This window comes from Anoxybacillus sp. J5B_2022 (assembly GCF_026847645.1).
Lineage (GTDB): Bacteria > Bacillota > Bacilli > Bacillales > Anoxybacillaceae > Anoxybacteroides.
This window is the reverse complement of the sequence record NZ_JAPSMC010000042.1, coordinates 1-25,417: the sequence shown is the minus strand read 5'-3', so window position 1 is coordinate 25,417 and position 25,417 is coordinate 1. Positions and strand designations below refer to the sequence as shown.

Annotated in this window: 24 protein-coding genes, 2 pseudogenes and 1 other annotated feature; of the genes and pseudogenes, 3 read left to right on the top strand and 23 right to left on the bottom strand. The window is 41.8% G+C overall.

The features are described 5' to 3' along the window. A pseudogene (locus M4I42_RS11825) lies at positions 1-183 on the top strand (IS701 family transposase); the annotation flags it as partial. Between the two features lie 551 nt (positions 184-734). On the opposite strand, the gene M4I42_RS11820 reads toward M4I42_RS11825, so the two are convergent. Beyond that, positions 735-896 carry a hypothetical protein gene (locus M4I42_RS11820; protein WP_164875862.1) on the bottom strand — a complete coding sequence of 54 codons (162 nt, stop codon included), beginning with the start codon at positions 894-896 and terminating at the stop codon, positions 735-737. Between the two features lie 624 nt (positions 897-1,520). Between M4I42_RS11820 and M4I42_RS11815 the strand changes: the two are divergent. Next, positions 1,521-1,715: pseudogene (locus M4I42_RS11815) on the top strand (IS701 family transposase); the annotation flags it as partial. 71 nt (positions 1,716-1,786) lie between these two features. Here the strand turns inward: M4I42_RS11815 and M4I42_RS11810 are convergent. The 19 genes from M4I42_RS11810 to msrA form a co-directional block, all read right to left on the bottom strand. Then, the gene (locus M4I42_RS11810; protein ID WP_012574240.1) at positions 1,787-2,134 is read right to left on the bottom strand and encodes a DUF4260 domain-containing protein; all 348 of its coding nucleotides are present in this window, start codon (positions 2,132-2,134) and stop codon (positions 1,787-1,789) included. A gap of 291 nt (positions 2,135-2,425) precedes the next feature. Continuing rightward, entirely contained in the window at positions 2,426-3,568 is a 1,143-nt protein-coding gene (locus M4I42_RS11805; RefSeq protein ID WP_268852353.1) for an IS1380 family transposase, read from the bottom strand. A gap of 402 nt (positions 3,569-3,970) precedes the next feature. Further along, complete coding sequence (locus M4I42_RS11800; protein ID WP_218687888.1) at positions 3,971-4,495, bottom strand: HEAT repeat domain-containing protein; 525 nt, start codon at positions 4,493-4,495, stop codon at positions 3,971-3,973. A 45-nt stretch (positions 4,496-4,540) separates the two neighbouring features. Then, positions 4,541-6,577: a sporulation killing factor system integral membrane protein gene (skfF, locus tag M4I42_RS11795; RefSeq protein ID WP_218687889.1), complete on the bottom strand. Its 2,037-nt coding sequence runs from the start codon at positions 6,575-6,577 to the stop codon at positions 4,541-4,543. Next, positions 6,570-7,295, bottom strand: a complete 726-nt coding sequence (locus M4I42_RS11790; protein WP_218687890.1) for an ABC transporter ATP-binding protein — start codon at positions 7,293-7,295, stop codon at positions 6,570-6,572. The genes skfF and M4I42_RS11790 overlap by 8 nt, the downstream gene beginning before the upstream one ends. A 9-nt stretch (positions 7,296-7,304) precedes the next feature. After that, positions 7,305-8,807: a CPBP family intramembrane glutamic endopeptidase gene (locus M4I42_RS11785; protein WP_218687891.1), complete on the bottom strand. Its 1,503-nt coding sequence runs from the start codon at positions 8,805-8,807 to the stop codon at positions 7,305-7,307. A gap of 42 nt (positions 8,808-8,849) precedes the next feature. Beyond that, a complete protein-coding gene (gene skfB, locus M4I42_RS11780; RefSeq protein ID WP_268852352.1) occupies positions 8,850-10,085 on the bottom strand; it encodes a sporulation killing factor system radical SAM maturase in 1,236 nt (411 codons plus the stop codon). Between the two features lie 98 nt (positions 10,086-10,183). Further along, a complete protein-coding gene (gene skfA, locus M4I42_RS11775) occupies positions 10,184-10,372 on the bottom strand; it encodes a sporulation killing factor (RefSeq protein WP_218687893.1) in 189 nt (62 codons plus the stop codon). 472 nt (positions 10,373-10,844) lie between these two features. Next, positions 10,845-11,516, bottom strand: a complete 672-nt coding sequence (locus M4I42_RS11770; protein WP_268852351.1) for a response regulator transcription factor — start codon at positions 11,514-11,516, stop codon at positions 10,845-10,847. 21 nt (positions 11,517-11,537) lie between these two features. Continuing rightward, positions 11,538-13,793, bottom strand: a complete 2,256-nt coding sequence (locus tag M4I42_RS11765) for a sensor histidine kinase (protein WP_268852350.1) — start codon at positions 13,791-13,793, stop codon at positions 11,538-11,540. A 6-nt stretch (positions 13,794-13,799) separates the two neighbouring features. Then, the gene (gene comX, locus M4I42_RS11760; protein ID WP_032100291.1) at positions 13,800-13,955 is read right to left on the bottom strand and encodes a competence pheromone ComX; all 156 of its coding nucleotides are present in this window, start codon (positions 13,953-13,955) and stop codon (positions 13,800-13,802) included. 21 nt (positions 13,956-13,976) lie between these two features. After that, positions 13,977-14,867: a polyprenyl synthetase family protein gene (locus M4I42_RS11755; RefSeq protein ID WP_268852349.1), complete on the bottom strand. Its 891-nt coding sequence runs from the start codon at positions 14,865-14,867 to the stop codon at positions 13,977-13,979. Between the two features lie 124 nt (positions 14,868-14,991). Next, entirely contained in the window at positions 14,992-15,435 is a 444-nt protein-coding gene (locus M4I42_RS11750) for a hypothetical protein (RefSeq protein ID WP_268852348.1), read from the bottom strand. A gap of 666 nt (positions 15,436-16,101) precedes the next feature. After that, on the bottom strand, positions 16,102-16,800 hold the full coding sequence (locus tag M4I42_RS11745; RefSeq protein WP_021321469.1) for a hypothetical protein: 699 nt from the start codon (positions 16,798-16,800) through the stop codon (positions 16,102-16,104). A 3-nt stretch (positions 16,801-16,803) separates the two neighbouring features. Next, the gene (locus M4I42_RS11740; protein ID WP_123961345.1) at positions 16,804-17,313 is read right to left on the bottom strand and encodes a hypothetical protein; all 510 of its coding nucleotides are present in this window, start codon (positions 17,311-17,313) and stop codon (positions 16,804-16,806) included. A gap of 209 nt (positions 17,314-17,522) precedes the next feature. Next, complete coding sequence (pheT, locus tag M4I42_RS11735; protein WP_268852347.1) at positions 17,523-19,937, bottom strand: phenylalanine--tRNA ligase subunit beta; 2,415 nt, start codon at positions 19,935-19,937, stop codon at positions 17,523-17,525. Between the two features lie 15 nt (positions 19,938-19,952). Continuing rightward, complete coding sequence (gene pheS, locus M4I42_RS11730) at positions 19,953-20,987, bottom strand: phenylalanine--tRNA ligase subunit alpha (RefSeq protein ID WP_268852346.1); 1,035 nt, start codon at positions 20,985-20,987, stop codon at positions 19,953-19,955. Between the two features lie 49 nt (positions 20,988-21,036). Continuing rightward, positions 21,037-21,272: a binding site (T-box leader), on the bottom strand. A gap of 57 nt (positions 21,273-21,329) precedes the next feature. Further along, positions 21,330-22,082 (bottom strand): TrmH family RNA methyltransferase, encoded by a 753-nt coding sequence (locus M4I42_RS11725; RefSeq protein ID WP_268852345.1) that lies wholly within the window; start codon positions 22,080-22,082, stop codon positions 21,330-21,332. Then, positions 22,079-22,603: a peptide-methionine (S)-S-oxide reductase MsrA gene (gene msrA, locus M4I42_RS11720; RefSeq protein WP_004889108.1), complete on the bottom strand. Its 525-nt coding sequence runs from the start codon at positions 22,601-22,603 to the stop codon at positions 22,079-22,081. The genes M4I42_RS11725 and msrA overlap by 4 nt, the downstream gene beginning before the upstream one ends. 83 nt (positions 22,604-22,686) lie before the next feature. Here msrA and sspI point away from each other — a divergent pair, with 83 nt between their 5' ends. Further along, entirely contained in the window at positions 22,687-22,896 is a 210-nt protein-coding gene (sspI, locus tag M4I42_RS11715; protein ID WP_171700422.1) for a small acid-soluble spore protein SspI, read from the top strand. A gap of 35 nt (positions 22,897-22,931) precedes the next feature. Here sspI and M4I42_RS11710 read toward each other — a convergent pair whose 3' ends face one another. The 3 genes from M4I42_RS11710 to M4I42_RS11700 form a co-directional block, all read right to left on the bottom strand. After that, entirely contained in the window at positions 22,932-23,984 is a 1,053-nt protein-coding gene (locus M4I42_RS11710) for an aldose epimerase family protein (RefSeq protein WP_268852344.1), read from the bottom strand. Between the two features lie 58 nt (positions 23,985-24,042). Next, positions 24,043-25,062 (bottom strand): LacI family DNA-binding transcriptional regulator, encoded by a 1,020-nt coding sequence (locus M4I42_RS11705; RefSeq protein WP_268852343.1) that lies wholly within the window; start codon positions 25,060-25,062, stop codon positions 24,043-24,045. A gap of 21 nt (positions 25,063-25,083) precedes the next feature. Beyond that, positions 25,084-25,417: Beta-galactosidase C-terminal domain (locus M4I42_RS11700; RefSeq protein ID WP_268852342.1), on the bottom strand; the 334-nt coding region annotated here is incomplete at its 5' end.

Below are 25,417 nucleotides of genomic sequence, written 5' to 3'. Positions count from 1 at the left end.
AAAACGGTATTGGATTCTGGTACAACTGACTTATGTGTACAGTATGTTCGAGTCCAACGGTGATTTCTCTACCGGGCTTGACTTTGAACGAACAAAGCACATCGTCTTGTAGAATTTATCTACGGCGCAGCGAAACAAACTATTCCCATTGATGCCGTGAAAAAACAGCTCCATGTGGCATAAGGGGTACCCCGTTTGTCTCTTTTTAAATGGTAATTATTGTAACAAAAATTGCTCAACTACAGTAATTGATTCAAAAAAGCAAATCGATGATTACTTACCATGTGATCTACCCATTTTTGAAACCCTGCAATTTCTTCGATGTTATGGATCAAAAATATAATCGGCAAGAGCTATAATATTTTATAAACATTTATATTACGCATTGTTCCTCTCTCTTTCATTATATGGATTCATGATACAGAAAAATCTTAATATTCAAAAATTTATAAGAGGGGCGGTGTATAACATATGCATATTATCAGGCGTGTTGATTAACCATTAAAAACCAGTTGACATCTCTATTCCTAGCTTTTCTGCCGTAGTCGGCAAGCGAACCGCTTGCCGACTGGGCATGCTGTACGCTTGCCCTCCTCGAACAATGAACGCTTTGCGGGCAAATGACATTTGCCCGCCGGCGTTCTTGTTCGAGGGAAGAGGCAGAAAAGCTTGTGTTCAGTCAATTGATTCTGTGTTTTTTAGTAAAATAATGGATAATCAACACTCGTGGCATATTATTTATCTTTTGCTACGAAAAACCCTGTCATCCCCACAGTAAAGCTTGGTGCCAAACTCCAAAGGAAAAATCCCCACCTGTTTGTCAATAAGGAAATGACTAAGAAAATCAACGGCACGAACAACATTACTCCTATGGCAATTTTCTGATATCGATTCATTCGGCTTCCTCCTTTCCCCTCCATGCCCTTATTGACCGTTTCTCCCCTTTGGCGAGTGTTGGTCAAGGGCGAATCCGATGCCATCATTCTTTTTAAATACCTTAACAAGGAATTTAAAAAGGTCTTTTCATAGATTTTTTGACACTACCGAGCGAAAAAAGATTAGGCAATTTCGTTTCCTCCCGTCATTTCTAGAAATCTTTCTTCCAACGATTTCGCGAGCACATGAATGCCGTATACGTTGATTCCTTCCGCGACAAGTATAGCATTTAGCCGAGGAATATTTTTATAATCGAGCGTCACTTCCAAGCCTTGTTCGACAAGGCGAACATCGAGATGCGGATCGTGTGCTTTCACCATTTGCGCCGCCTTCTCCCTCGGCTCGACGATAAATAGCACCTTCTCCGTTTGTTGCGACAGCTCTTGTACCGATTCGATCGTCACAAGCTTGCCATGCTGAATGATCGCAAAACGGTCGCACATCATCTCCATTTCCGACAGAAGATGGCTCGATACGACGACTGCCAATCTTTCCTCCCTTGCTAGCTTGCGCAAATAGTCGCGAATTTCACGAATGCCGGCCGGGTCCAGTCCGTTTGTTGGTTCATATAAAATAAGAACAGACGGGCGGTGAAACGGTATTGGATCTTGGTACAACTTGCGTATGTGTACAGCATGTTCAAGTCGAACAGCAATGTTTCGGATGGGCTCGATCTCCTGCGCAAGCGAAAAGGACATTGCCTCGTGGAGTTCATTTACAGCGCAGCGAAACAAAATATTCCCCTTGATACCGTGAAAAAACAGCTCCACGTTACATAAGGGGTACCCTGTTTGTTTCTTTTTCAAATGGTAATTATTGTTATAAAAAATACTTAACTACAGTAGTTTATTTAAACACGATTTAAATGCGTGTCTTTAAAATGTGTTGGATACTTTAATCCATAACCAATCATCCTATCCATTCCGATATGGGCAGACCATATTAAACCTATCTCTAAAACAACTTCGTTTGATAACAATACTCCTAAGATAACAACTCCAATTGGTAAACTATATGTATGAAATAAATTATAAAGCACTGCACCAACCTTATTATTGAATAAATAACCTATCATTGATATATCTGGAGCTAATAACAAAACGAAAAACAAAAGCCAACTAAATTGATTATAAGAGTAAAAATAAAGACTTAACAATAGGATAGCTACCCCTTCTAGGTGTAAAAGAATTTTATTCATAATATCCTCCCTTAATAATAAAAAAGATTATTGTATTAACAATTATATTGAACAAATCTTCCCCGTAGTTGAATAACCTCTACACCTGAATCCGTGATGGGTTGACATCGACTTTGATTTTGTTGCTGGTTTTATAGATGTTTCATCCACAAAACCCTTTTTTGTGCTTGCGACCGATGTTATGTATATTCTTGGAAATGAAACAAACCTCTTTTTTGGGCATAAGAACTAAAAAGAGAGATAAGAAAACAAAGAGGTGGCGTTGAACATTGGTGTTCGAACAAATGTTTGTTATCCTCCTTCTCTCCATTTGATGTACATGTTCAGAAGGGACTCGCTATAGCCACTCCTTCTCGTCAACTTCATCCATCGTTGCCACGATCGGCGAACGAGTCGCCCTGCCATCGTGATCACCGTCTGAATCATCGTCTTAATTCGGTGACGCTTCACTTTGTGATGCAATGGATGGCTCGGATCACTGAATACATCTTGCTCAATCAGCCGAAGAAGATTGTAAACGAAGGATCCTATGACCAAAACGAGTGCTTTTGTATACGTGTTTCCATCGATCGCTACGGTCTGTGGAAGGCATAGCTCATAGGTTTGCACTCCTTCTGTTTGTCCATCATCGACGCGTTTGCCTTTTTGCGAAGCGATCTGAAACCAAAGCGCTTTCGATTCTCGTCGTAAGTTTCGCTTGATGACAAAGTCCACGTCTTCCTTTAGGCATACGTGCACATTCGCTTCTGCATCGTTCCCTGCATCCATGCGAACAAGCAAACGAGACGCGGTCAGTTGACGGGCTCGACGGATGGCGGTGATTAAAAACGAGGGCATGTCGTCTTGCACATGTTGTTTTCCAGGACGCAGCTCGGCATGAACGAGATACCCTTCCTTCCCTGCATACGCAAACAATGGCGTAAAACCGTCAAATCCTTTATACGTTCGATTCACTCCTTCTTTTTTCGTACCGGAGTTGTCAAATGGGGAGCCATCTATATCAAGGGGAAGCCATGTCGTCTTCCCTTTGTTCCAACAAGAGGACAAGGTGGCATGTCGTTGCATCAACAGACGCATGGACTCCTCCCAAAGAATCGTTTCGGTCATCGGAAGACAAGCGAGCTGATCGAGTCGCTGTCGCAAGGTTGGGGAGGAAGGCACGTGCTGGATCCCCATCGATGCCGAAAAGATATCGTCCTGACGATACGCTTCGATATGATCAAAATCCGTTTTTCCTGTGGCAAGCAAGCCGATCATCGAGCGAATGACGTCTCTATGGGAAATGTGCACGTCTCGACGAACGGTTGGAAGCCGAAGGGCGTTTAGTCGTTTATCCAGTTTCGTTTGATGTAGTAAGTAGCCAACGAGAGCAAGCACAGCACTTTGGATAATCGTTTCATCTGTCAATACAAACCGAATCGGGAAATCTTTCATCCCATTCACCTACTTAATGAGGAATCGTCAATATCGTTTTCCCTTATCGTATCAACGGTTTGCTACCATTGTAAAGATATTTTGTCACGGATTCAGGATTTATTAATTTAATTCGTAAAAATTCCAAATAACCCTCTTAGAGAGGGTTATTTGGAATGCCTGAAAAATGTGATATTCTTTTTCTTCAGCTAATGATCACAGACATTGCGCATGGGATACAGCAATGCCTAACCACTAAACTTGACGGGTATGGGATGCTGCTCTCCAACAATGTTTCTCAGATTGCAAAACATTGCAACACCATCACTTCATTCCTTGCGATTTCTTACAAATCGAACGAATCCATTGTTTTTCACCGATCTTCTAGAAAAATAAATGATAATCAACACTGTGATACGAAACTTATTCTTTCAGTTCGTCGATCTTGCGATTCATCGCTTTGAACAAAGCTTCCGCCGCCGCCAGATGTTTATATTTGTCGTTGCTGTTGTTCCATCCTTCTTGCAAGATCGGGAGAGCATGTAGCTTGGTCGGATTGTTCATGACTAACGCCCAAGCTGCCCAAAACTGTACCTCCTTATCCTCATTTTTTAGACACTGTTCAAGCGCTTCCTCTGCAGCGGGACCGATTCTCATCAGGGACAAGGCAGCAGACATGCGTGCCTCCTGATTGCCATCTTTCAAGAACTGAATAAGTTCAGGGACCGCTTGCGACGCAACAGGTCCAAGCTCCCCGAGCACAACAGCAGAAATTGACCGTACATTGTGATCAGGATCCCTTAACCCTTCGACTAATGCAGGCACTGATGCATCTCCCTGTTTGATTAGCGTTTTAGCGGCCTCCCACATCGACTCCCTTTTTCCCAACGCTTGCACGTAAGAGGTGAGAGCGTTTGTTTCTTTCTTCATCAAATCTTTTGGATCCATATTATTTTCACATTCCTTTCTTTTTAATCATTTTCATCTAGCTTCTTATAAGTTTGGTGGAAACTTATAAGAACTAGGAGGTGTTACCCAGGAAGGGCCAATTTGCAAGACAATTTCCTCATGAGCATCTAAGATTATATTCGACGGGTCGCCTGTATATTCCTTGCCATTGACATAGGCTTTCACTTCCGTACCACTTGGTGCCACCCAATCAGCAACCTGCTTTTTCGACAATGGTTTGTGCCAGATTAGAAAAAATTCGCCTAGCGTATAATCCTTTTTCACTGGCGACTCTACATGAATAATACCGGAATCATCATGAGTATGTAGCCAATACATACAACCACCCTTTTCCGAGATTCCGATAAATTTTGGTAGTGTTTGGTGCTTTCCATCGACATAAATATCGAGATGCACATGGATGTGATAGCGGTCTTGCTCCATCATATCGCATTTGATGCCAGCGATAGCCGGTTGTGGTTCAAGATGAGTTCGGTTATAAATAAGATATCCTGTAAAGGCAAGAACTGCACAAATAGAGATTGCCAAAATGGAGGACGTGTAATCCCATTTTTTGGCCATCCCCGCCTGTCCTCCCTTTAGCGTGCTGCTTTTGAGAAACCGTAGGGCCGCTATCCAAGTCAACCATCCAGCCAGAAGATCACTCACCAACAACACTGGTGCAGGATTGCCGTCTAACCGAACAGTCACTTCCATCAGAAGAAAGTTAAGCAGAATAGCCACGAAAAATAAACGAAAGACATTATAAAAATACGAGACAGGAGTCACTCGACCGTCTTGGAAATTGGCCCGAGCAATGCTCATAATGCGAATACTATATGTAATTACCACCACTCCGATACAAATGGCAAAAAGATCAATAATTCGATCGATCTTCCACTGGGCAGCGAAACCACCCACGACCAAATACATCAACAGGTTAAACAGCGCAAATAACAGATAGGGTATCTCAGAACCGATCACTTTCTTGCTTAGTTTACCAGGCAAAAGCATCAAGTCTCCAGTCTGCAGATGACGCATCGTACCCGAGTAATAGCCGCTGAACAGAGTAGAAAAGGCAACTAGTATCGGCAAAAAATAGAGCAGCAAGGAGTACTTGCGAGCCACCAAAGCTACAACCGCAACCGACAACAGAAATTGAAAAGTCATTCGTAGCCGCCTTCTGCGTAACACTGCTAACTCCATCCATAGAAAAGCCCACTCTTTGCGATACTTTGCGCCCCCCCGCCAAGAAGTGGCGCCTTTCTTATACTTAGTTGTTGACATCGGCATGTTGTTCCGGCTTGCTATGTCTGCCCAATAAATGGCGTCCATCACAGCATTCTCTTTGATTTTGCTCTGCGAGGGAACGAACAAAAAGATCAACCCAACCAGGATGATAAGACCAATCTCCAAAAATCCCAAAGAATTAGTCAATCCAATCATAACTCCTCCCATACCTTGGGCAAGTACGAACAATGAGCCAGCCAACAAACCATGAACAATTTTTCCGTCCTTTAACAGCATCACGACCAAACTTAGGATAAGCAAACCACCAATCAACGAAAACCAAAAGAGCAATTTAGAAAGGAGTTTATGTCCACGGGTGCAGGAAGCTCCTACCTGCCACAAGGAAAGGGCAAAAAGGACGGGTAAACCGTACAGCACACTAAGAAAATCGAAATTTGAAATGCCCTTCAACAATAGATTTGCCAAGTTTGCCATCAGAGCTGACAACAGCCAAATACCAAATCGAAGCAATCCTCTCCAGACGGCAACGGCAAGAGCAACCTTTCGAATTGAATAAGGGGTCGTATATATCCAAAATACATCTTCCATTTTACTTGGCAATTGAGTGGAAGTAGGCCCTATCAATGAAAAAAACAAAAGCATTCCAATAAGACCCCATCCAATGGTAGTGGCACTTGATTGCATATCATTCAAATGGGACAAAACCAAGTATTGAGCGGCAAACGAAAGAGCGAAAAAAACACTCGAAACCAACAGCATTCCACGGACTCCCATCCCGGTGCGAAGTTGACGGATGCTGTTAAGCGCCAAAAGGTGTAGGATTCTAATCATCCTTTCTCTCCCCCTTAAGCAGATTGACAATCTGCTCTTGCCAGTGTTGAAATTTCTCTTCCTCCGTCGGAACCATATCTTCTCTAATCACTTGCCCCTGAGAGAGCACGACAACACGCGTTGCGACTTTACAGAGAAAATCAAGGTTATGCGTAGAAACCAGCACACCCGCTCCCTGTTGAGCTTTGACTTTCAGCCAATCGATTAGCCATTGGATCGAGACGGGATCTAGGCCAGCTGTCGGTTCATCCAAAACATAAAGAGAGGCATTTTGTAAAACCGCTCCTGCCAAAATTACCCGTTGACGCTGCCCACGAGACAACTCGCCACCCATACGAGTTGCAAATTCAAAAAGCCCTACTTCTTGCAAAGCCGCTTCTACAAGCGTCTTAATATCTCCTTTGAGATCAAATGCCTTTGCTCGGAAATAGAGGTGCTCTTCGACTGTCAAGAGCGGATACAGATTCGGATTATCGGGAATAAAGGCAATGGATTTCAAAGCTTCAGGTGACCCAGCTGGTAATTCACCAACTGTCACGCTGCCCGTATCCGGACCTAACAGACCAAGACAACAGCGAATGGTAGTGGTTTTTCCTGCTCCATTCGCTCCTAGTAGTCCCACAATTTCTCCTTGATTCACGGTAAAATGAACATTATGAATTCCTGAACCATTGCGGTATCGTTTGGTTATATTCTTAACAGTCAGAATATTATTCATTCTTCTCACCTATCCTTTAGTCACTGCGTTGTTGATTGGCAAAGCTTTACGATTTATCTTCGATTTGGTTAGAGCAATCGGTGCAAACATCAAAATGAAATTGTGAATGAAATGTGCAACCAATGCAGCAATAAAGCCATACTGTAGGTACAACTCTCCCATGACGAAACCCAATGCAACGATCTCGCTCCATCGGATGATGCGTGGATGCGTACCAGTCCCTGTATGAATAATAGCCCAAAGCAATGACGTAACCAACACAGCTAACCAAGGCTGATGGGTCAACCACACTATAACAGGAATTCCCATTAACCGATAGATCGCTTCTTCTCCGATCGAACTTTGCAAGCTCATGCTTAGGGCACCTTTCCAGTTGTATCCTGAAACAAACATCGTATAGTCAGACAGCTCTGGCGCAATGCGAACTTTTCCTGTCGATTGCAACATAGCATTGAGCCATGTCATTCCACCAAGACAAGCAATACCGGCTGTTACTCCAACAATTATCTGATTGACCGGATGTTCAAACGCGGAGATGCCGATCTGCTCTGTCAAAAATAGGCCGACCGACGTACTGATTAACACCACGCACATCGTTGCGATCGCTTGAAACAGTGACATTACAAGTGTTAGCATACGAATAGCGCGTTGATTGACCCGCACATCATACGAGTTAATCATAGAAAATTCAAATCCATCGTTGGTTACAAGTACAACAGCGAATAAGATGATTGCGGCCAACACTCCACCAAAATTCCAATTCAATTTACCGCCTTCTATGGTGATAATCAGAAGTCCGATCACAGCTGCAATAAAAGATCCCAGCACACCTGAAAGGTTCAGCACTTTATCCAAAAACTCACGTTGCACCACCTGGCTGAGAGTGGGAGCAAAAATCTCTGGCTCCATATGAACTTGCCAGACAATACCCTGATATATCGTAACAGATACGCGTAAACGAACCTTCGGTGATTGAATAAGATACCAGAACGTCCGCTCTTCTTCCCTGTCGGAAATCCCCTCCACCTGTCCCTCGCCAATTAGGCGTGCCTCGCTCCAAAAACCATGCGGGTTATCGATATTAAGTACAGCTAGCAAGTTGCTTGATTCAAACTTATGCACATCATCGGTCCTCAATTGTCCTTCAACCTGCAAATGGGTGATTTCCCCATTCGGTGCAATACCGACCAAAATGGTCGTGTCGTTTTTGACAAAACGCACTCTCCAAGACTCTAACAGACCCCAACGGTGCACCAGTGTCCGTACCTCATCGAGCATACCTAAATGATGTAGGCGATTAATCGTCTCACGATCATGCCAAAAGGCGGCATAAGTGTCCCAGTCAGAAACATCGATTGTTGTCAACCTTTTCACAGCTACAATCGCCCATTCAATAGCGACTTGCTTACTAGGTAGTACCAACTTATCATTCTCTTGTTTGTACGCCCTATCTCTGAATTTCAGAAACAAAAACAAACTAAGTATTGAAACTACAACTGCAATAAGCCACACAAATACCTACACCTCTCTTTCTCCTCCAAATCACCTTTTTTCTTAAACCAATTTACGGAATGGTTGATCCGGTTTCGGCAGTTCCACTCTATGGATACAGTAACAGGATTTAGACTTTGCACGAACCTCCAGCAGTCGTTCTTCCGCCCCTATTTCCAAAACCGAGTCTTTTAAAATATGGCCCATCGAGGCTTCCTCAATCTGGCAAGGTGTAACCATACCATCTGCTCGCACGTACCAGTTTAGGTAGCCAGGTGTACAAAAATCAGCTTCACCACCTTTGTGATGCTCGTTGGAGTCCTCTTCTCGCCAGTCCGGAATCACAATGCGATTTCCCCATTTTTTAATCGCCCGATCGATTTGTTCTTTCACTCTTTCGCGTTGTTCCTTCGATAGAAAAAAAATACCGTCTCCTGCACGCCCAACCGGCAACGTGATCCCAGCCCTGAAAACACGTGCACCAACCGCGCAAGCCTCTTCTGCCACTTTTTCCACATCAAGATAGTTAATTGGAGAGACGGTCATAGCAATAATGAGGGGAATACCAGCCTCGGCAATCTTGCGTGCATTAGACATCGTCGCTTTATAGGCTCCCTTTTTCCCTCGCATTTTGTCGTGTGTCTCCTCATATCCGTCAACACTCACTTGACAACGTACATTGTTAAATTGTTTGACGAAAGCAATATCATCATCCGTCCAGCCAAGCCCGTTACTAAAGAGATGAACGTTTATAAACAGACAGCTAGCAGTAGCGAGAAGGCGATGGAACCCTTTTACTAGTCTTGCTTCCCCTCCGGTGATGGTAATGTCAAAAACCCCGTTAGCAGCTAATTTTTCCATTACAAGAATCCACTCTTCGGTCGTCAATTCTTTTTCATAAGGACGCCCAGAACTTGCATAACAAAATGGGCAGCTCAAGTTGCAGGCATTTGTCAATTGAAGGGTACTTCGAATAGGAAGATACGCCTGAGACGATCCAGTAATCCTAATAGAAGAGGGTAAGATACCTTTTTCCCAAAGCGCTGTTAACGGATGATCGGCAAACATGTCTCGCAGTTCCTGGACCGTCAGTCCTTCTTCTAAACCATTCATATGACTCCAAACGTACGCTGTCTTTTCCATATCCTGCAGCCGAGCCATCAACATAGCCAGTTCTGCCCCGACACCACTCAAACGAAAATAGTTCAACGTGTTTGTTTCATAAAGAATGGCGCCACTTGGTTGCAAATGAATACCAAATTGAGGTGCTACCTTTTTCTTTGGTGTTCCAATTACCATGAACCTCGCCTCACTTTCTTTTGATTAGGAGAGGGGACTTTCTTTTACCAAAGGAAAGTCCCCTCCAAATTCATAAATATGTTAGGTAAAATTCTATATTAGATGGCGCATGCCACAAGGCTAATTTCACATTCCCAGCAGGCAGAAGTCAGGGAGATAGACTTCGCTGCCCAACAACCAGCACAACCTGCTGCCTTCACAAGAGGGATACCTGCACCTTTTTTCACGACACTCTTGGTAACTGGTTGCCACTGTTGCCCCTTATGTTCTTCCCTTGTTTTTTCCACATGTACCACCTCCTCCCTTTCTTTACCTCACCTGAATCCATGACAGGAACTCATCAAAAGTGACAGAAAATGTTATTATAACAAGGTTTTAGCCCGTCTTCGGATCTTCTTAATTAAATGAAAAGCAAAAAACGTAACATTTATTGATTTATCAAGTTTTCTCAGCAATTTGGACATGTTTTATCACGGATTCAGGCCTCAATTTGGTCAAGTCCTGATTATTGTGTAAAATTTCACTCTCGGCCCAGCGAATTTAGGTCTTAGGAAAATTAAACACATTTTTGCGCCGTTTCTTTTTACACAAAATTTCGGACTTCATCCTCAATTTAGTCACCAATCCTCACCTCCCCCTGTCCTTTCCTATCTCAAATATACCTCTACTTTCTTTCTTCTTCACCGCCAACTTATGTCGGAACCCCGCCATTTTTTGACGGTGCGCCCGCCAATTTTGGCGGACTAGACAAAAACGCCCTCATCCATCCGATGAGGACGTTAACAACATATAATGCTCTGGAATGAATCCCAATTGTTTTGCTTTTTCCACCGCTTCTATCCGAGAAGATACACATAATTTTGAAAAAATACGCGATAGCTGTCTTTCTAGGCTCCGCTGGCTCATGCAGTGCTTTCTTGCAATCTCTTTATTGCTTAAACCGTTGGCAACCTCTATCAATATATTTCGTTCAAACATGTCGAGCGCGATATGATCCTCCTCTTCTCCCATCCTAGCTTTCACTTCGAAAAGCCGCAGCTGACGCAGTACATGCACAGGAATGACCGCCTCATCTCTTAACGCACAGCGAATCGCCGTCACCAATTGCTCGCTTGATGCGGTTTTGCTGACAAAGCCTGTAATGCCTGATTCAATGAAATAATTAAAAAAAGGAACAATATCATATCCGGTATAGATGACAATTTTCGAAGTTGGCTGTTTTTCGAGAATTCGTTTACTCAATTCGATACCGCTCATATCCGACATACACCAGTCAAGTAAACATATATCATACGCACGTTGCTCGATCATTTGTTCTGCTTCGCTCGCAGATGTCGTAATGTCTACTTGAAAATCTCCTTCACGTTCAAGCACATTTTTCGTACCTTCACAAACAAGAAGATGATCGTCGACAATTAAAATACGAGCCATGCTTTTCTCCTTTCCGTACGTTTATAATGGAATGGTGACCGTTATCTCTAATCCAGATCCATGTGATGAATCGATTTTGCATGTTCCACCTAATCCTTGCACACGCTCTTTTATTCCAAATAATCCTAAATTACCATGATGATCATTTAATTTTTCCATCTCTATTCCTACTCCATCGTCCACATAACGGAGTTGAACAGCCTCATCTTGCGCATCCAATACGAGGTGGATCGTTGATGCTTGAGAATGTTTCGCCGCATTGTTTAGTAATTCTTGTATAACCCGATAGATGACTAGCTCCTGCTCTTCTCCTAATTGGACTGGTATGTGAACATTCCATTTTACTTTTATATTCGTACGTAAATGAAATCGGTCAATAAGCTGTGTGATGGCTTGTTTTAGTCCTATTTGACTCAAAAATGGCGGTCTTAATTCATGGCATATTTCTCTTGTTACATCAATGACATCGAGGATCTCCTCTTCAATATCGTTTAGCTGTTTTTGCATGTCCTCCATGAACATATGTTGGATTAGCAAATTTTCCACTTTTCTTCTTAACAAAATTAAATCTTGAAGCAATGTATCGTGCAAATCGATTGCAAGTTTTTTTCTTTCCCTTTCTGACCATTGGAACATCAACCGAGTAAACGAAATCGAATGTTCTTTCTCTTTTAATCGATCTAACTCTTTCAATAGATCCTCCACTTTTAACATGTTTTCGATCGTCATGCTCGTATAATAAACAATGGTAGATAGCCAATCTTTTTGCTCGGTGCGAAATGAAAGAGGATGTTTCTTTTTCCCTACTAGCCATAAAGGTGTTTGACGAAATGAACCGATAAACATGACAAATAAGGAGCGATGTTCCATTACGCGACCGATCGAAAGTGGGGCACCATTTATTTTTTTGACGATATTCGCCCAATATGCTTCATTGTACTCAAAAGAAAGCGGTTCGTTTATGGACTGAATCACCTTTATTTTTTCCACGTCCAAAATTTCTTGCAATTCCTTTTCCAAACAATACATGGCTCCTTCTACTGTACGCTGTTTTTTCAGTTGTTCACTTATGCGATACAAACTCTCTTCATAAAAATGTTTTTGCATCCGTAATTTTGCCCGCCATTTGCGGTCTAACCATTCTTTTATGTAAAAAGCAGCAAGGACGATGATGTAAACGATAGAAAATAAAACAACAAGTTCAGCCCATTTGCTAGAGCGATGGATCCATTGATTGTACACAATCATTATAAAAAAAGATGGGAATAATGCGAACAAACCGAGATACTTCAACCGCCCGATGGAAAATGGCAGTTGAAACAGTTGATCTGTTGCCATTAAATAAAAGAAAACGGTCGGTAAGGCGAAAAGAAAGATAACCGTTAATTCCGCTGGCAATATCCATTTTTTCATTACTAGCATAGGAAGGCTATAAAAGAAAAGAAACGGGATCGTCGATAAACTAATTGCCAATAACAATCCTTTTATCGTATGTTGCTGTTCATCTTTTTTTAGATCAACGAACCCTTTTCCTAACAAAGCGAGAATGGTAACCGTATTGATAAAAAATGCCGTCAATAACACTTCCATTTCACTTATCGAACGAAACAGTATAGACATCAGTGAAATAATAAACATCACAATGTTAAACCAATAAAGGGAAAAGACGATTTTTTTCGCAAACCATACTTTCTTTTCGTTTTCAAAATAGTTGTAAACAAAATGCAAAAAGAGCGGGGGCAGCATGAAAAATGCACCGCTGAATATTTGCCTTCCAAAAGGCGCATGCTTCGCTGATAAGCTGGCACTGATATAACAAAGCCCTGCCGATAACAACAAGTAAATCAGCACGATCGCCGAGTTATTATTTGGTCGCGAACGAAGCAAAAAAACGCTTAAACGAACAGCGAATAGAAAAAAACCCGTCGGCAAAAGAATATAATACAACCACTGTTCCGTTCCATGCGCTAGATAGTCAATCACCAAAGTTTGGATTTGATTTCCTCTTTGAATAGTGATTGCTTTTGCTTGTTCAATCGTTTTGTATTTCTGAACCGTAAAGTGGGACAGCGGAGGCTTTCCATCTATTTTTAACACTTGATCATGAATATGAATCCCATGTTTTTTTGCCCAGCCAAACTCATAAAGATCGTTAACAACCACAGCGCCACTCTTTGCGACTACATCCATGCCGATCAATGGATGTTTCACATTTAAAACGGTTAAATATAGCGCTAAAATCGAAGCAAAAATCATGGCAATAACTGTTCGATTCATCGTGGTCTACATCCAATATCCAAGCGGTCTAGTCGATTCGCTAAACACCTTTATCACCGCTTTTATCTCTAACTCACTTAAACCAATTAAGCTCACCGTACCATTTTGTAATTTTTCGATGACTTCCGGATGTTCTACTAAAAAGCGAATGATTTGTTGCATCGCAATCCCCCTCCAACATTCTTAAATAAATGTTTTCAGCACAGATTTATACGCATCATCTACATCTAGTTTTTCGATTTCTTGCCACGCTTTTTCCTTGTAAATTTGGCTCATCACTTTCGCATAATAAATCGCTCCTTCCTGTTCCATTTGCTGAAGCGCTTTTTCTTTTTGGACATACATCTCGTCATAGTCTATCTCGTTGTTGAAATATTGTTTCCATAAGTTATCGTGCTTGCTTTCTAGCATGTACAAAATCGGAAGCGACTTTTTCTTTGCATGAATATCCGCTTTTTTATCCCAGTTGTATAGCGCATCAAGATCATTGTCGATTTGTGCCGCGATGCCGATGTAAGAAGCATACGTTTCAATCGTTGCGATGTCCTCCTTTCCTGCTAATAAAGCGCCTATGACACAAGCCATCGCAACAAGAGAGCCTGATTTTTTCTCTACCATTTTTACATAGTCTGCTTCTGTTTGTACGTCGCACACCACATCAGTCTGTTGTCCGTGTACACTTTGCAACAAGCAAGACGTAACATATGACAGTGCCTTTAATTTCTTTTCATCAGCAATGTGCAAATGAGCAATTACTTGCTGCCCTAATAACAAAAGCCCAATCGCAGTATGTACAGTAATCGCATCATCTTTTAATCGATCTTGATCAACTACGTCATCAAGTAAATCGCCAGCAAGCACGATTAATTCAACAGCTGCGGCGATATAAATGAAGGGATATTCCTGTTTTGAAAACATGTCATGGTGCAAATTGGCTAATCGACCAAAAACCAAATCGCTCTCTTTCATATGTTCCTCAATTGCCATCAACATGTGCGCCTTTAGTTGTGGTTCCGACATGAATAGTTCCACAATTTCTTTCATCTGTTTCGCTATTTTTCCCTTTTCACTCATCCGATCGCACCTTGCACAAATATTTACAAATAGGGAACATTCGACAAGTTCAATGAAATTCCTTCCTGAAAAATAAAAAGACTTGTCGAAGATTGTGACAAGTCTTTTGCTTTGTTATCACTTACTACCCAATAGAACGATTAGCATTGCAATAAAATTCTATACTTGTTGAAATCGTATATGTTGCACCATTATAGGAATATTTTCCTGACACTGTAATGACGTATGTGCGACCACCATCAATTAATTCCGCACTATATCCTGTCTGTGTCCACGTCCCACTGCCGGATGCTTTTGAGGAAATCGATTTAACTCCCGAAAACAGTTGTCTTTTATGAACATCGCTATACTGAGTTTTAAAAGTTCCTGTCACATACAAAGTTTGAACGGTTTGTCCAACTTGGATCGTGGTTGTTTTCGTCTTTGATGCAATCGATTGAGGAGTAACCGCCCCCGATTCTTTTATCCCTTTTTGATTCGAAGTTGCCAATGAATCTTTTCCTACGCCAAATAAAATTCCTCCAACAAGCATTACCGCTACTGCTATGTTTACAAATTGACGAATCATTTTAAAAATTCCTCCTTTCGTTTTGATAATTTGATTATACTTCACTTTTTTCCATTATTCACCACAAACTTGATGTCGAACCCCGCCAATTTTGGCGGACTAGATAAAAAACGCCCCCACCCATCCGACAAGGACATAAAAACCCCCATCCAATGCTTATGCATTAGATGGGGGATTCGTCTTATCCGCGCAATGTAGCGCCAAATTGTTGTTCGACCGCTTTGATCACTTGTTCGTGAACGTTTGTGACTTCTTTATCTGTTATGTGGGCGCTAGATATCGAAAATGCCCTAGGAGGAATAGAGAATCGTTTGAAGAGATTCCTCGTTTAGAAGTCTTTGATATCCCTTATTTTTGTAGAGCGAACGGCGCAAAAACTAGTTTGAATTTGCAAAAAAATGACCATTTTGTTTCGAAATAAAGTGCTAATTTACATGAATAAATTAAGAATTAGTAGAATCAATGGAATAAGAATGATACTTGCAACTACAAAATACCCTAGATATTTAACCCATTTAGGATAAGTCTTAAAATTAAAGCTGTTTCTTTTCAATTTCCCTCCAGATACTATATTTTGTAAATCCTCGATTGAAGAAAAGATTTCATCATTCTCTGTATTATAGGGCTTCTCCATAGATTGTGTTTCATGAATATCCTTAATATTCATCACTTCCTCTCTTCCGATATTGAGCCTTGAATAAATTCTACTTTTGCTTTTTTCACCAAATCCTGCTGATATTTTTCCCAAGCCTTTTGCAGTTCATCAATATTAACATCTTTGGTTTTAGCTTTTTGTTCATTAAAAAACTGTTGCTTCAGTTTGCTGATTTTTAAAGCTTTTTTATATGCTAATACAGCATATCGATCCCAGTATTCGTCTTCAGAGATACCTAACGCCGAAAGATAGTCTTGAAGAAACTGTATTGCATATTCGTCAGAAGATTGTTTCAATATTTGACGCATATGTTTTGTAAATTTTTCTGCTTCACTTTCATCAACAACAATATTTTGTTTTTCGGCTTCTACTTCTAACACAGCATTTTGAATAAACTCATCTTTTATTTGTTCATCACTTAATAATGAATTTCCGTTATTTAATTCTACAATATTTCTGCTTACCTGAAACTCGTTAAACTCTTTATTCGTAAAAGATTTTCCATCAATTTTTATAAAAGGCTTTACATCCTGCTCTTTTATTTTTTTGCGCTCTAGTTTTAAATAAAGATACGCGTTTTGGTTTAGAGATTCCTTTTCAGCTTTTACATTTGAAGAATAATGAAAAACACTTGAAAAACTTAATCCTACAATACATAATCCTACAATAAGTGTAATTTGTATTAACTTTATTCGTTTTGATTTTTCCATAAATTAATCCACCACTCCTTCAGTAGTATCAACAACAAATGACATCGGAGTTGTGCTTGAACTACTATATGTTACAGCTCCTATTGCTTTATAGGTACTACTATCAACTAAATCGGTATTAGGCTTTCCGTATCTAAAACCTGTTATATTATTGGGATCTGCAATGTAACTACCTACATAGGGAAGTGAATGAGTTGACCAGTAGGAACCATCTTTATAGTATTTAATAGTACCTACATTTAAACTACATTCAAATGGAAAGAGAGCTCCATTAACAATATATGCATATATATCTTCATACGTAATAATTTTCCCTGGATAACTAACTGTTATGTTCATTGTTATATCCGTACCAACTGAAAAAGGAACTAGTACTCCCCCAGAGGCATAATAAACGACGTGAACCTCATAATCATGGGACTTATTATTGTGTGTTGATGCCGATGCAAATGCAGGGGATAAAACTATGAAAAGAAATGTAAGTACAAGAATACTAAGATATTTATTCTTCATAAAAATATCCTCCTTATATATTTTTCCTATTCAATCCCATTATACATCCATTTTCCCCCTCCTTCACCGCCAACTTGCTGTCGAACCCCGCCATTTTTTGACGGTGCGCCCGCCAATTTTGGCGGACTAGACAAAAAAACGCCCCCACCGATCCGCCAAGGACATAAAAACCCCCATCCAATGCCCGTGCATCAGATAGGGGTTTCGTTTTACCCGCGCAATGTGGCGCCGAATTGTTGTTCGACCGCTTTGATGACTTGTTCGTGAACGTTTGTGACTTCTTCGTCCGTCAATGTCCGCTCTGGGTCGTAGTAACGGAGCGAGAAGGCGATCGATTTTTTGCCTTCTGGAAGTCGGTCTCCTTTGTAAACGTCGAAAATCGATACGTCTTTCAACAGTTCACCGCCTGCTTCAATAATTGCTCGCTCGAGATCACCTGCTACGACATGTTCATCAACGACAAGGGCGATGTCGCGCGTAATGGACGGGAAGCGTGGAATCGCTGTATAGCGAATGTCATCTACTTCCGCTTTTAATAAAGCTTCAAGGTCTAGTTCAAACACATACGTTTCTTTTAAATCAAATTGTTTTTGCACGACCGGATGTAGCTGACCGATAAAACCAATTGTTTTGCCGTCTAGCAACATATCGGCCGTGCGCCCTGGATGAAGGTGCTCGCGTTTTGCTTGCTTATATTCCACGCGGTTTTCTAATCCTAGCAACGCAAACAAACCATCTAAAATTCCTTTAACGACATAGAAGTCAACTGCTTTTTTCTCCCCTTGCCATAAATGGGCATGCCATACGCCTGTCAAGACGCCGGCGAGACGTTCTTTTTCGTTCGGCAGTTCATGTTCGCCGTTAGCTAAATATACCGAGCCGATTTCATATAGCGCGACGTTTTCGACTTGGCGGGCGCGGTTATAGCTTGCCGCTTCCAATAAGTGCGGCACTAAGCTTTGTCGTAAGACGCTGCGCTCTTCACTCATCGGCAATGCTAAGCGAATTGGTGTAGCTGTTTCAAGCGCAAACATCATTGCTTTTGCTTCGTTTGTGAGCGAGTACGTAATCGCTTGGAACAAGCCTGCATCTTCTAAATAACGGCGCACGTGGCGACGCTTTGCTTGATATGGTGTGAGTTTCCCTGGCTTTGCCTCCCCGATCGGCAATGTTGCTGGTAAATGGTCGTATCCGTATAAACGCGCTACTTCTTCGATGATGTCTTCTTCAATTGTAATATCTGCACGACGTGACGGAATAGTAATCATAAACGTGCCGTCATGTTCCGTAAATGTAAATTGCAAGTTCGTCAAAATGCCTGCGACTTCTTCTTTCGTAATGGCTGTGCCAAGCACGTTATTAATACGGTCTAATGTAATCGTGACAACAACATCTTTTTGTTGCAGTGTGTTCACTTCCACAACGCCGCCAACGACTTCTCCGCCAGCATATTCCGCCATTAACGCAGCGGCTCGGTCAAGCGCTTCTTTTGTCCGCGCTGGATCGATTCCTTTTTCAAACCGTGTGCTCGACTCGCTGCGCAATCCGTGATCTTTGACCGCTTGGCGAACAACCGAACTTGCGAAATACGCGGACTCAATAAACACGGTCGTTGTGTCATTTTTTACTTCCGAGTTCGCACCGCCCATCACACCAGCTAAAGCGACAGGCTCTTTCCCGTTCGTAATGACGAGATGGTTTTCTGTAAGCGTGCGCTCTACATCATCAAGCGTCACGATCGTTTCGCCGTTTTTCGCGCGGCGAACGACAATTTCTTTCGAACCGAGGCGATCATAGTCAAACGCATGAAGCGGTTGACCATATTCAAGCAAAATGTAGTTCGTAATATCAACAACGTTATTGTGTGGACGAATGCCAGCTGCCATTAAACGCGCTTGCATCCAAAGAGGCGATGGGCCAATTTTTACGTTTTTCACGATGCGCCCTGCATATAAAGGATTATCTTCTTGTGCATCGACGCGGACAGAAATATAATCATGAACATTTTCATTGTTTTCGTGAAGTTCGATGGTCGGAAGCTTCACGCTTCTTCCTAAAATCGCTGCCACTTCATAAGCGACGCCAATCATGCTTAAACAATCGGCGCGGTTTGGTGTTAAACTAAGTTCTAACACTTCGTCATCCAAGTAAAGGAGTTGTAGCGCATCCGCTCCGACCGGTGCATCGCTTGGGAAAACGAAAATGCCATCGGCGTATTCTTTCGGCACTAATTTTGACTCCACGCCAAGCTCTTGCAACGAACAAATCATGCCGTTTGATTCTTCCCCGCGCAGTTTTGCGCGTTTAATTTTAAAGTTGCCAGGCAATACGGCACCAACTTTAGCAACAGCGACCTTTTGTCCTTTTGCGACGTTCGGCGCCCCGCAAATAATTTGTACCGGCTCTCCTTCGCCAATATCGACTAAACATTTGCTTAATTTATCAGCGTTCGGATGTTGTTCGCGCTCAATTACATGTCCGATGACAACACCTTGTATTCCTTTATTGCGCACCTCAACGCTTTCTACTTCAATGCCTGCTTTCGTAATGCGGTCGGCTAATTGTTTTGCCGTAATGCCTGTTAAATCGACATATTCCTGTAGCCATTTATATGAAACAAACATCACTAACCCCTCCTTTTACACCCGATGAAATTGTTGCAAGAAACGAACATCGTTTTGGTAAAAATGGCGAATATCATCAATGCCATATTTAAGCATCGCAATGCGCTCCGGACCCATACCAAACGCAAAGCCGGTATATTTTTTTGAGTCAAATCCCGCCATCTCGAGCACGTTTGGATGCACCATGCCCGCCCCTAAAATTTCAATCCAACCTGTTCCTTTACATACGTTACAGCCGTGCCCGCCGCAATTAAAACATGACACGTCGACTTCAACAGACGGTTCGGTAAATGGAAAAAAGCTTGGACGGAAACGAATGTCGCGATCTTCACCAAACATTTTGCGGGCAAATTCACGTAACGTTCCTTTTAAATCGCTCATGCGAATGTTTTCGTCCACAACAAGCCCTTCAATTTGCGTAAATTGATGGGAATGTGTCGCATCGTCGTTGTCGCGGCGATATACTTTTCCAGGGCAAATGATTTTTACCGGACCGCGCCCTTGATGTTTTTCCATTGTGCGCGCTTGCACTGGTGACGTATGCGTGCGCAACAAAATCTCCTCGGTAATGTAAAACGAATCTTGCATATCGCGCGCCGGATGGCCTTTTGGCAAATTGAGCGCTTCAAAGTTGTAATAGTCTTTTTCGACTTCTGGCCCTTCGGCAATCGTATAGCCCATACCGATAAATAAATCTTCAATTTCTTCAATGACGCGCGTTAACGGATGATGGTTGCCACGTCTAATCGGGCGACCCGGAAGTGTCACATCAATCGCTTCAGATGCCAATTTTTTCTCGACTTCTTCTTGTTCAAGTGTTGCTTGTTTTGCTTCTAATGCTCGTTGAATCGCTTCGCGTACGTCGTTGACAAGTGCTCCCATGAGCGGGCGCTCTTCAGGCGACAATGCCCCCATCCCGCGCAGCACTTCTGTAATTGGGCCTTTTTTGCCGAGATATGCGACGCGTACGTCATTGAGCGCTTTTAAATCGTTTGCCTGTTCAATTTTTTCAAGTGCTTCTTGTTGAAGCTGTTGTAACCGCTCCTTCATATGGAAATCCCTCCTTGTTATGTATAAAAATAAAAAACTCGCCCCTTAAGTAAGGGACGAGTGCACTCGCGGTACCACCCTTGTTAGCTATGCAATCAACATAGCTCACTTCATTGCGATAACGGTCTACACCGGAACGCCTTTACATTTTGCGTATGCAAAATGGTCCAAGCGCCAACTCCCGAGGTGAATTCACTTGCTTCCACCATAAAAACGCTCGCAGTCTATGGCGTTTTCTCCCTGAATGGCGAGGGGCAAGCTACTCTTCTCGATCATTGTCTTTTATATAATGAAATTCTTCATTTATTATAAGCAAATGGGTAATAACGTGCAAGGTTGCGTTTATTTTTTCTGCAAATGGTAAAGTAAAATTCCTGTCGCAACGGCTACGTTTAACGATTCTGCCTGCCCGTAAATCGGCACATATAAGTTGGCAGTTGTTTGTTGTAGCCACTTATCGTTCACACCGCTTCCTTCGTTTCCAACGATTAATGCAAACGATGAAGAAGGAGATACAGAACGGTAGTCTGCCCCATTTTGAAGCGATGTTCCATAAATGGGGATATGCTTGTTTTGGAAGCGAGCGATCCATTGTCCAATATCTCCTTTTATCACAGGGAAATGAAACAACGAACCTTGTGTTGCACGAATCACTTTTGCGTTATATATATCGACGCTTCCTTCTCCGACGACAACAGCGTCTATTCCAGCAGCATCTGCGGTACGAATAATAGTTCCTACATTCCCGGGATCTTGTACAGCGTCAATGAACAACGCCGTTTGCACATCATCCACGTTCCAATGCATTTGTTTACATACCGCTGCGATGCCTTGCGGTGTTTCTGTATCGCTAATCGCTTTGATCACATCGTCGGTCACAATCGTCATCGGAATATGGGCAATGTCCCAGCTTGCTGGGATGACCGCATGCTCCGCAACAATCAGTTCTTCGATATGAACACCACTTTTGACCGCCTCTTCTACTAAATGAAATCCTTCAATGAGAAACAGCCCGGTTTTGTCGCGTCCTTTTTTCGTTAAAAGCTTTTTCCATTGTTTCACTCGCTCGTTTTTCGGCGATTCAATTCGCTTCACTCGTTTTTCCCCCAATGTTTCGCAATAAATTCATCACGTCCAGATGCCGCTCGGTCTTCCTTATAATGTTTTGGATTTTTCTTATGGTAGTTTTGATGATAGTCTTCTGCTGGATAAAACGTTGTCGCCGGTAAAATTTCTGTCACGATCGGCTTGGAAAAACGACCGCTTTCTTCTAATTGTTTTTTCGATTGCTCCGCTAATGTTTTTTGTCTTTCGTTATGATAAAAAATCGCTGTTCGATATTGTGGACCACGGTCGTGAAATTGTCCACCGTCATCCGTTGGATCAATTTGACACCAATACAACTCTAACAATTTTTCATACGGAAATACATCGGGATCAAACGTAATTTGTACCGCTTCATAATGTCCTGTCGTTCCTGTTTTCACTTGTTCATACGTCGGATGTTCCACATGACCGCCTGTGTATCCGGAAACAATGCCATAAATGCCGTCAAGTTCTTCAAACGGAGTGACCATGCACCAAAAACATCCGCCCGCAAATGTTGCTTTTTCCATTTCCCTCTCTCCTCTTTCATGAATAGTAATTATCATTATAGCAAAAACTACTTACGCAATACATAAAGAATGGAGTGAAAACAATGGACTTTAATTTACGCGGTGCCGTCATGGCAAACGTCGCAAACAGCTCAAAAGACCAGCTTGAACATACGATCGTTGATGCGATTCAACAAGGTGAAGAAAAATATTTACCTGGTCTTGGCGTTTTATTTGAAGCGTTATGGAATCATGCAACAGATGAACAAAAACAATCAATGCTTGAAACATTAGAAGAAGCCGTAAAAAAATAGCCTTCGCGTTGAAGGCTATTTTCACATTGTCGCCCCTATTCACGTGACACCCGAAATGCATATTTTGTCGTCGATGAATACACTTCTCCTGCTCGCAAAATGCAAGACGGAAAATTTGAATGATGTACCGCATCTGGTAACGCTTGTGTTTCTAAACAAATGCCTAAATATTTTCTCGACAGTACACCGTTCATCTTTTCTCCATTAGGAAGATGATTTCCCGTGTATACTACAACCCCTGGTTCGTCTGTTTCCACTACTAATGTCCGTCCGCTTTTCGGGTCGAACAAGACGATTTCTTTTTCATAATGAGCATTTAACACAAATGGATGATCATATCCTTGCCCGACTAAGACAATTTGCGGATCTGTTGAATCGATGACTTCTTTTAGCGTTTTCCCTTGACGCAAATCAAAAGGTGTACCCGCCACATCTTTTATTTCCCCAGTCGGGATAAATTCGTGATCTAATGGTAAAAATCGATCACTTTTTATTTTCAATTCATGTTGCAAAATATCTCTCTGTGCGTTACCGCTTAAATTAAAGTACGTATGATTTGTTAATGTAAGCGGAGTGTCTTGATCTGAAATGGCATAGTAAGAAATGATGAGCTCATTTTGATTATTTAACGTATATGTGACTTGTACATCAACATTTCCCGGATATCCTTCTTCTCCATCAACACTTCGATGTAAAAAACGTACACTGACTTCTTCTTTTTTTGAGAATCCTGCTGCTTGCCAAATAACATGATGAAAGCCTTTCTCTCCACCGTGCAGATGGTTTCTATTTTCATTTGCATATAACTTGTATGTTTTCCCGTTTAACTCAAAACAACTATTTTTTATTCTTCCAGCTACTCTCCCAATGACAGCTCCCAAGTATGGACGGTTTGTCAAATAAGAAGAAAAGTCATCAAATGCTAAAACGACATTTTCATAGTTTCCATTTTTATCAGGAACAAGTATGCTTGTAATCATACAACCGTAGTTTAAACAAGTGATTTCCATTCCATGATCATTTGCAAGCGTAAATGCGATGATCGGGTGACCGTTGATTTCCGTTCGTTGTTCTTGTACAAGCTTCATGCGCTTTTTCTCCTTTTCGTTCATATCATAAAAGAAATAGCCTTCGCCAAAGCGGAAGCTATTTCTTTACTGTGTAGATACAACTACTTTCCCTCACAACAAGTTTTGTTGGAACAACAATTTTTTTCGGTATTTCTCTTTTCGTTTGAATTTGTTCAACAAGCAATTCAACGGCCGTCTCGCCCATAAATTCCGTATAAACTTGCACAGTCGATAACGGTGGTTGAACAAATTTCGATGTAGGAAGATCGTTAAAGCCTACGATGGCCACTTCATTTGGCACATCAATTCCAGCTTCATGTAGCGCCCGCAACGCTCCAATCGCCATCGAATCGCTTGCGATAAAAAACGCAGTTGGACGATTTGGTAGCTGAAGTGCTTGTTTCATTAACATATATCCATCTTCAGCAATAAAACGTCCGGTGAATACATACTCTGGAATGAACATGCCGCGCAAATATAAATATTCATAAAATGTACGTTCACGCTCATCTTGAACTAGTTGACCATCACCAACATATTCGCGCCCCCCAATATAACCGATATGCTTATGACCGAGATCCATCAAATATTGAAGAACACGAACAGTTGCTTTCCGAAAATCAACAACGACAGAATCAAAGCGATCTTCATCGGGAGAGTAGTCAACAAAAACAATATGTTTTGTGACTGACATGAATAAGTCAATATTTTGTTTCCCAAACTTCCCAACAGCAATAATTCCATCTAAGCCTGTTAACCATTCTGATTCATACGAACCATCTTTCTTAAACAACTTGACGAGCTCAATTTGGCGATGAAAACATTCCTTTTCTACACCGAGACGGATTGCCATATAATATGGATCGTCAAGCTCTTGAGATTCCGAGTACCAGTTGACAACGCCAAAACGAAGCCGTTCTTTCGCGCTCATTTGATTGCGTTCCCTAGGCGTTTTATAGTTAAGCTCTTGGGCAATTTCAAAAATGCGCTTTCTCGTTTCGTCCGATACAGATAACGTCATATCATAATTTAATACACGCGATACAGTGGCAACGGACACCCCTGCCTTCTCTGCGATTTCTTTCAATGTAGCCATTGATGCAACCCCTTTATTATGCTAAATTTTAACGATTTGACTATCATACGGTTTGAGGGTCAAATCGCGAAACCGTTTTTCTTGATCTGTATGGTTTAAGATGAACATGTACTCACCATCATCACATACACGTCGATACACTTCAATACCTTCGTCGCTTTCTACATGCCATATGTGATGTTTTTGCACAATTTCCTTTGCAAGGTCATTCAGCACATCGTCATCTATGCCCCCACCAATATAATAAACGTTCCCATCACCATATTCATTTTCAGTTATCGCGGCGAGCGGATAAAATTTTTTTATGAAGTCGATCTGTTTCTCAAAATTCTTTTGTCGATCCGGATTGCCTTTT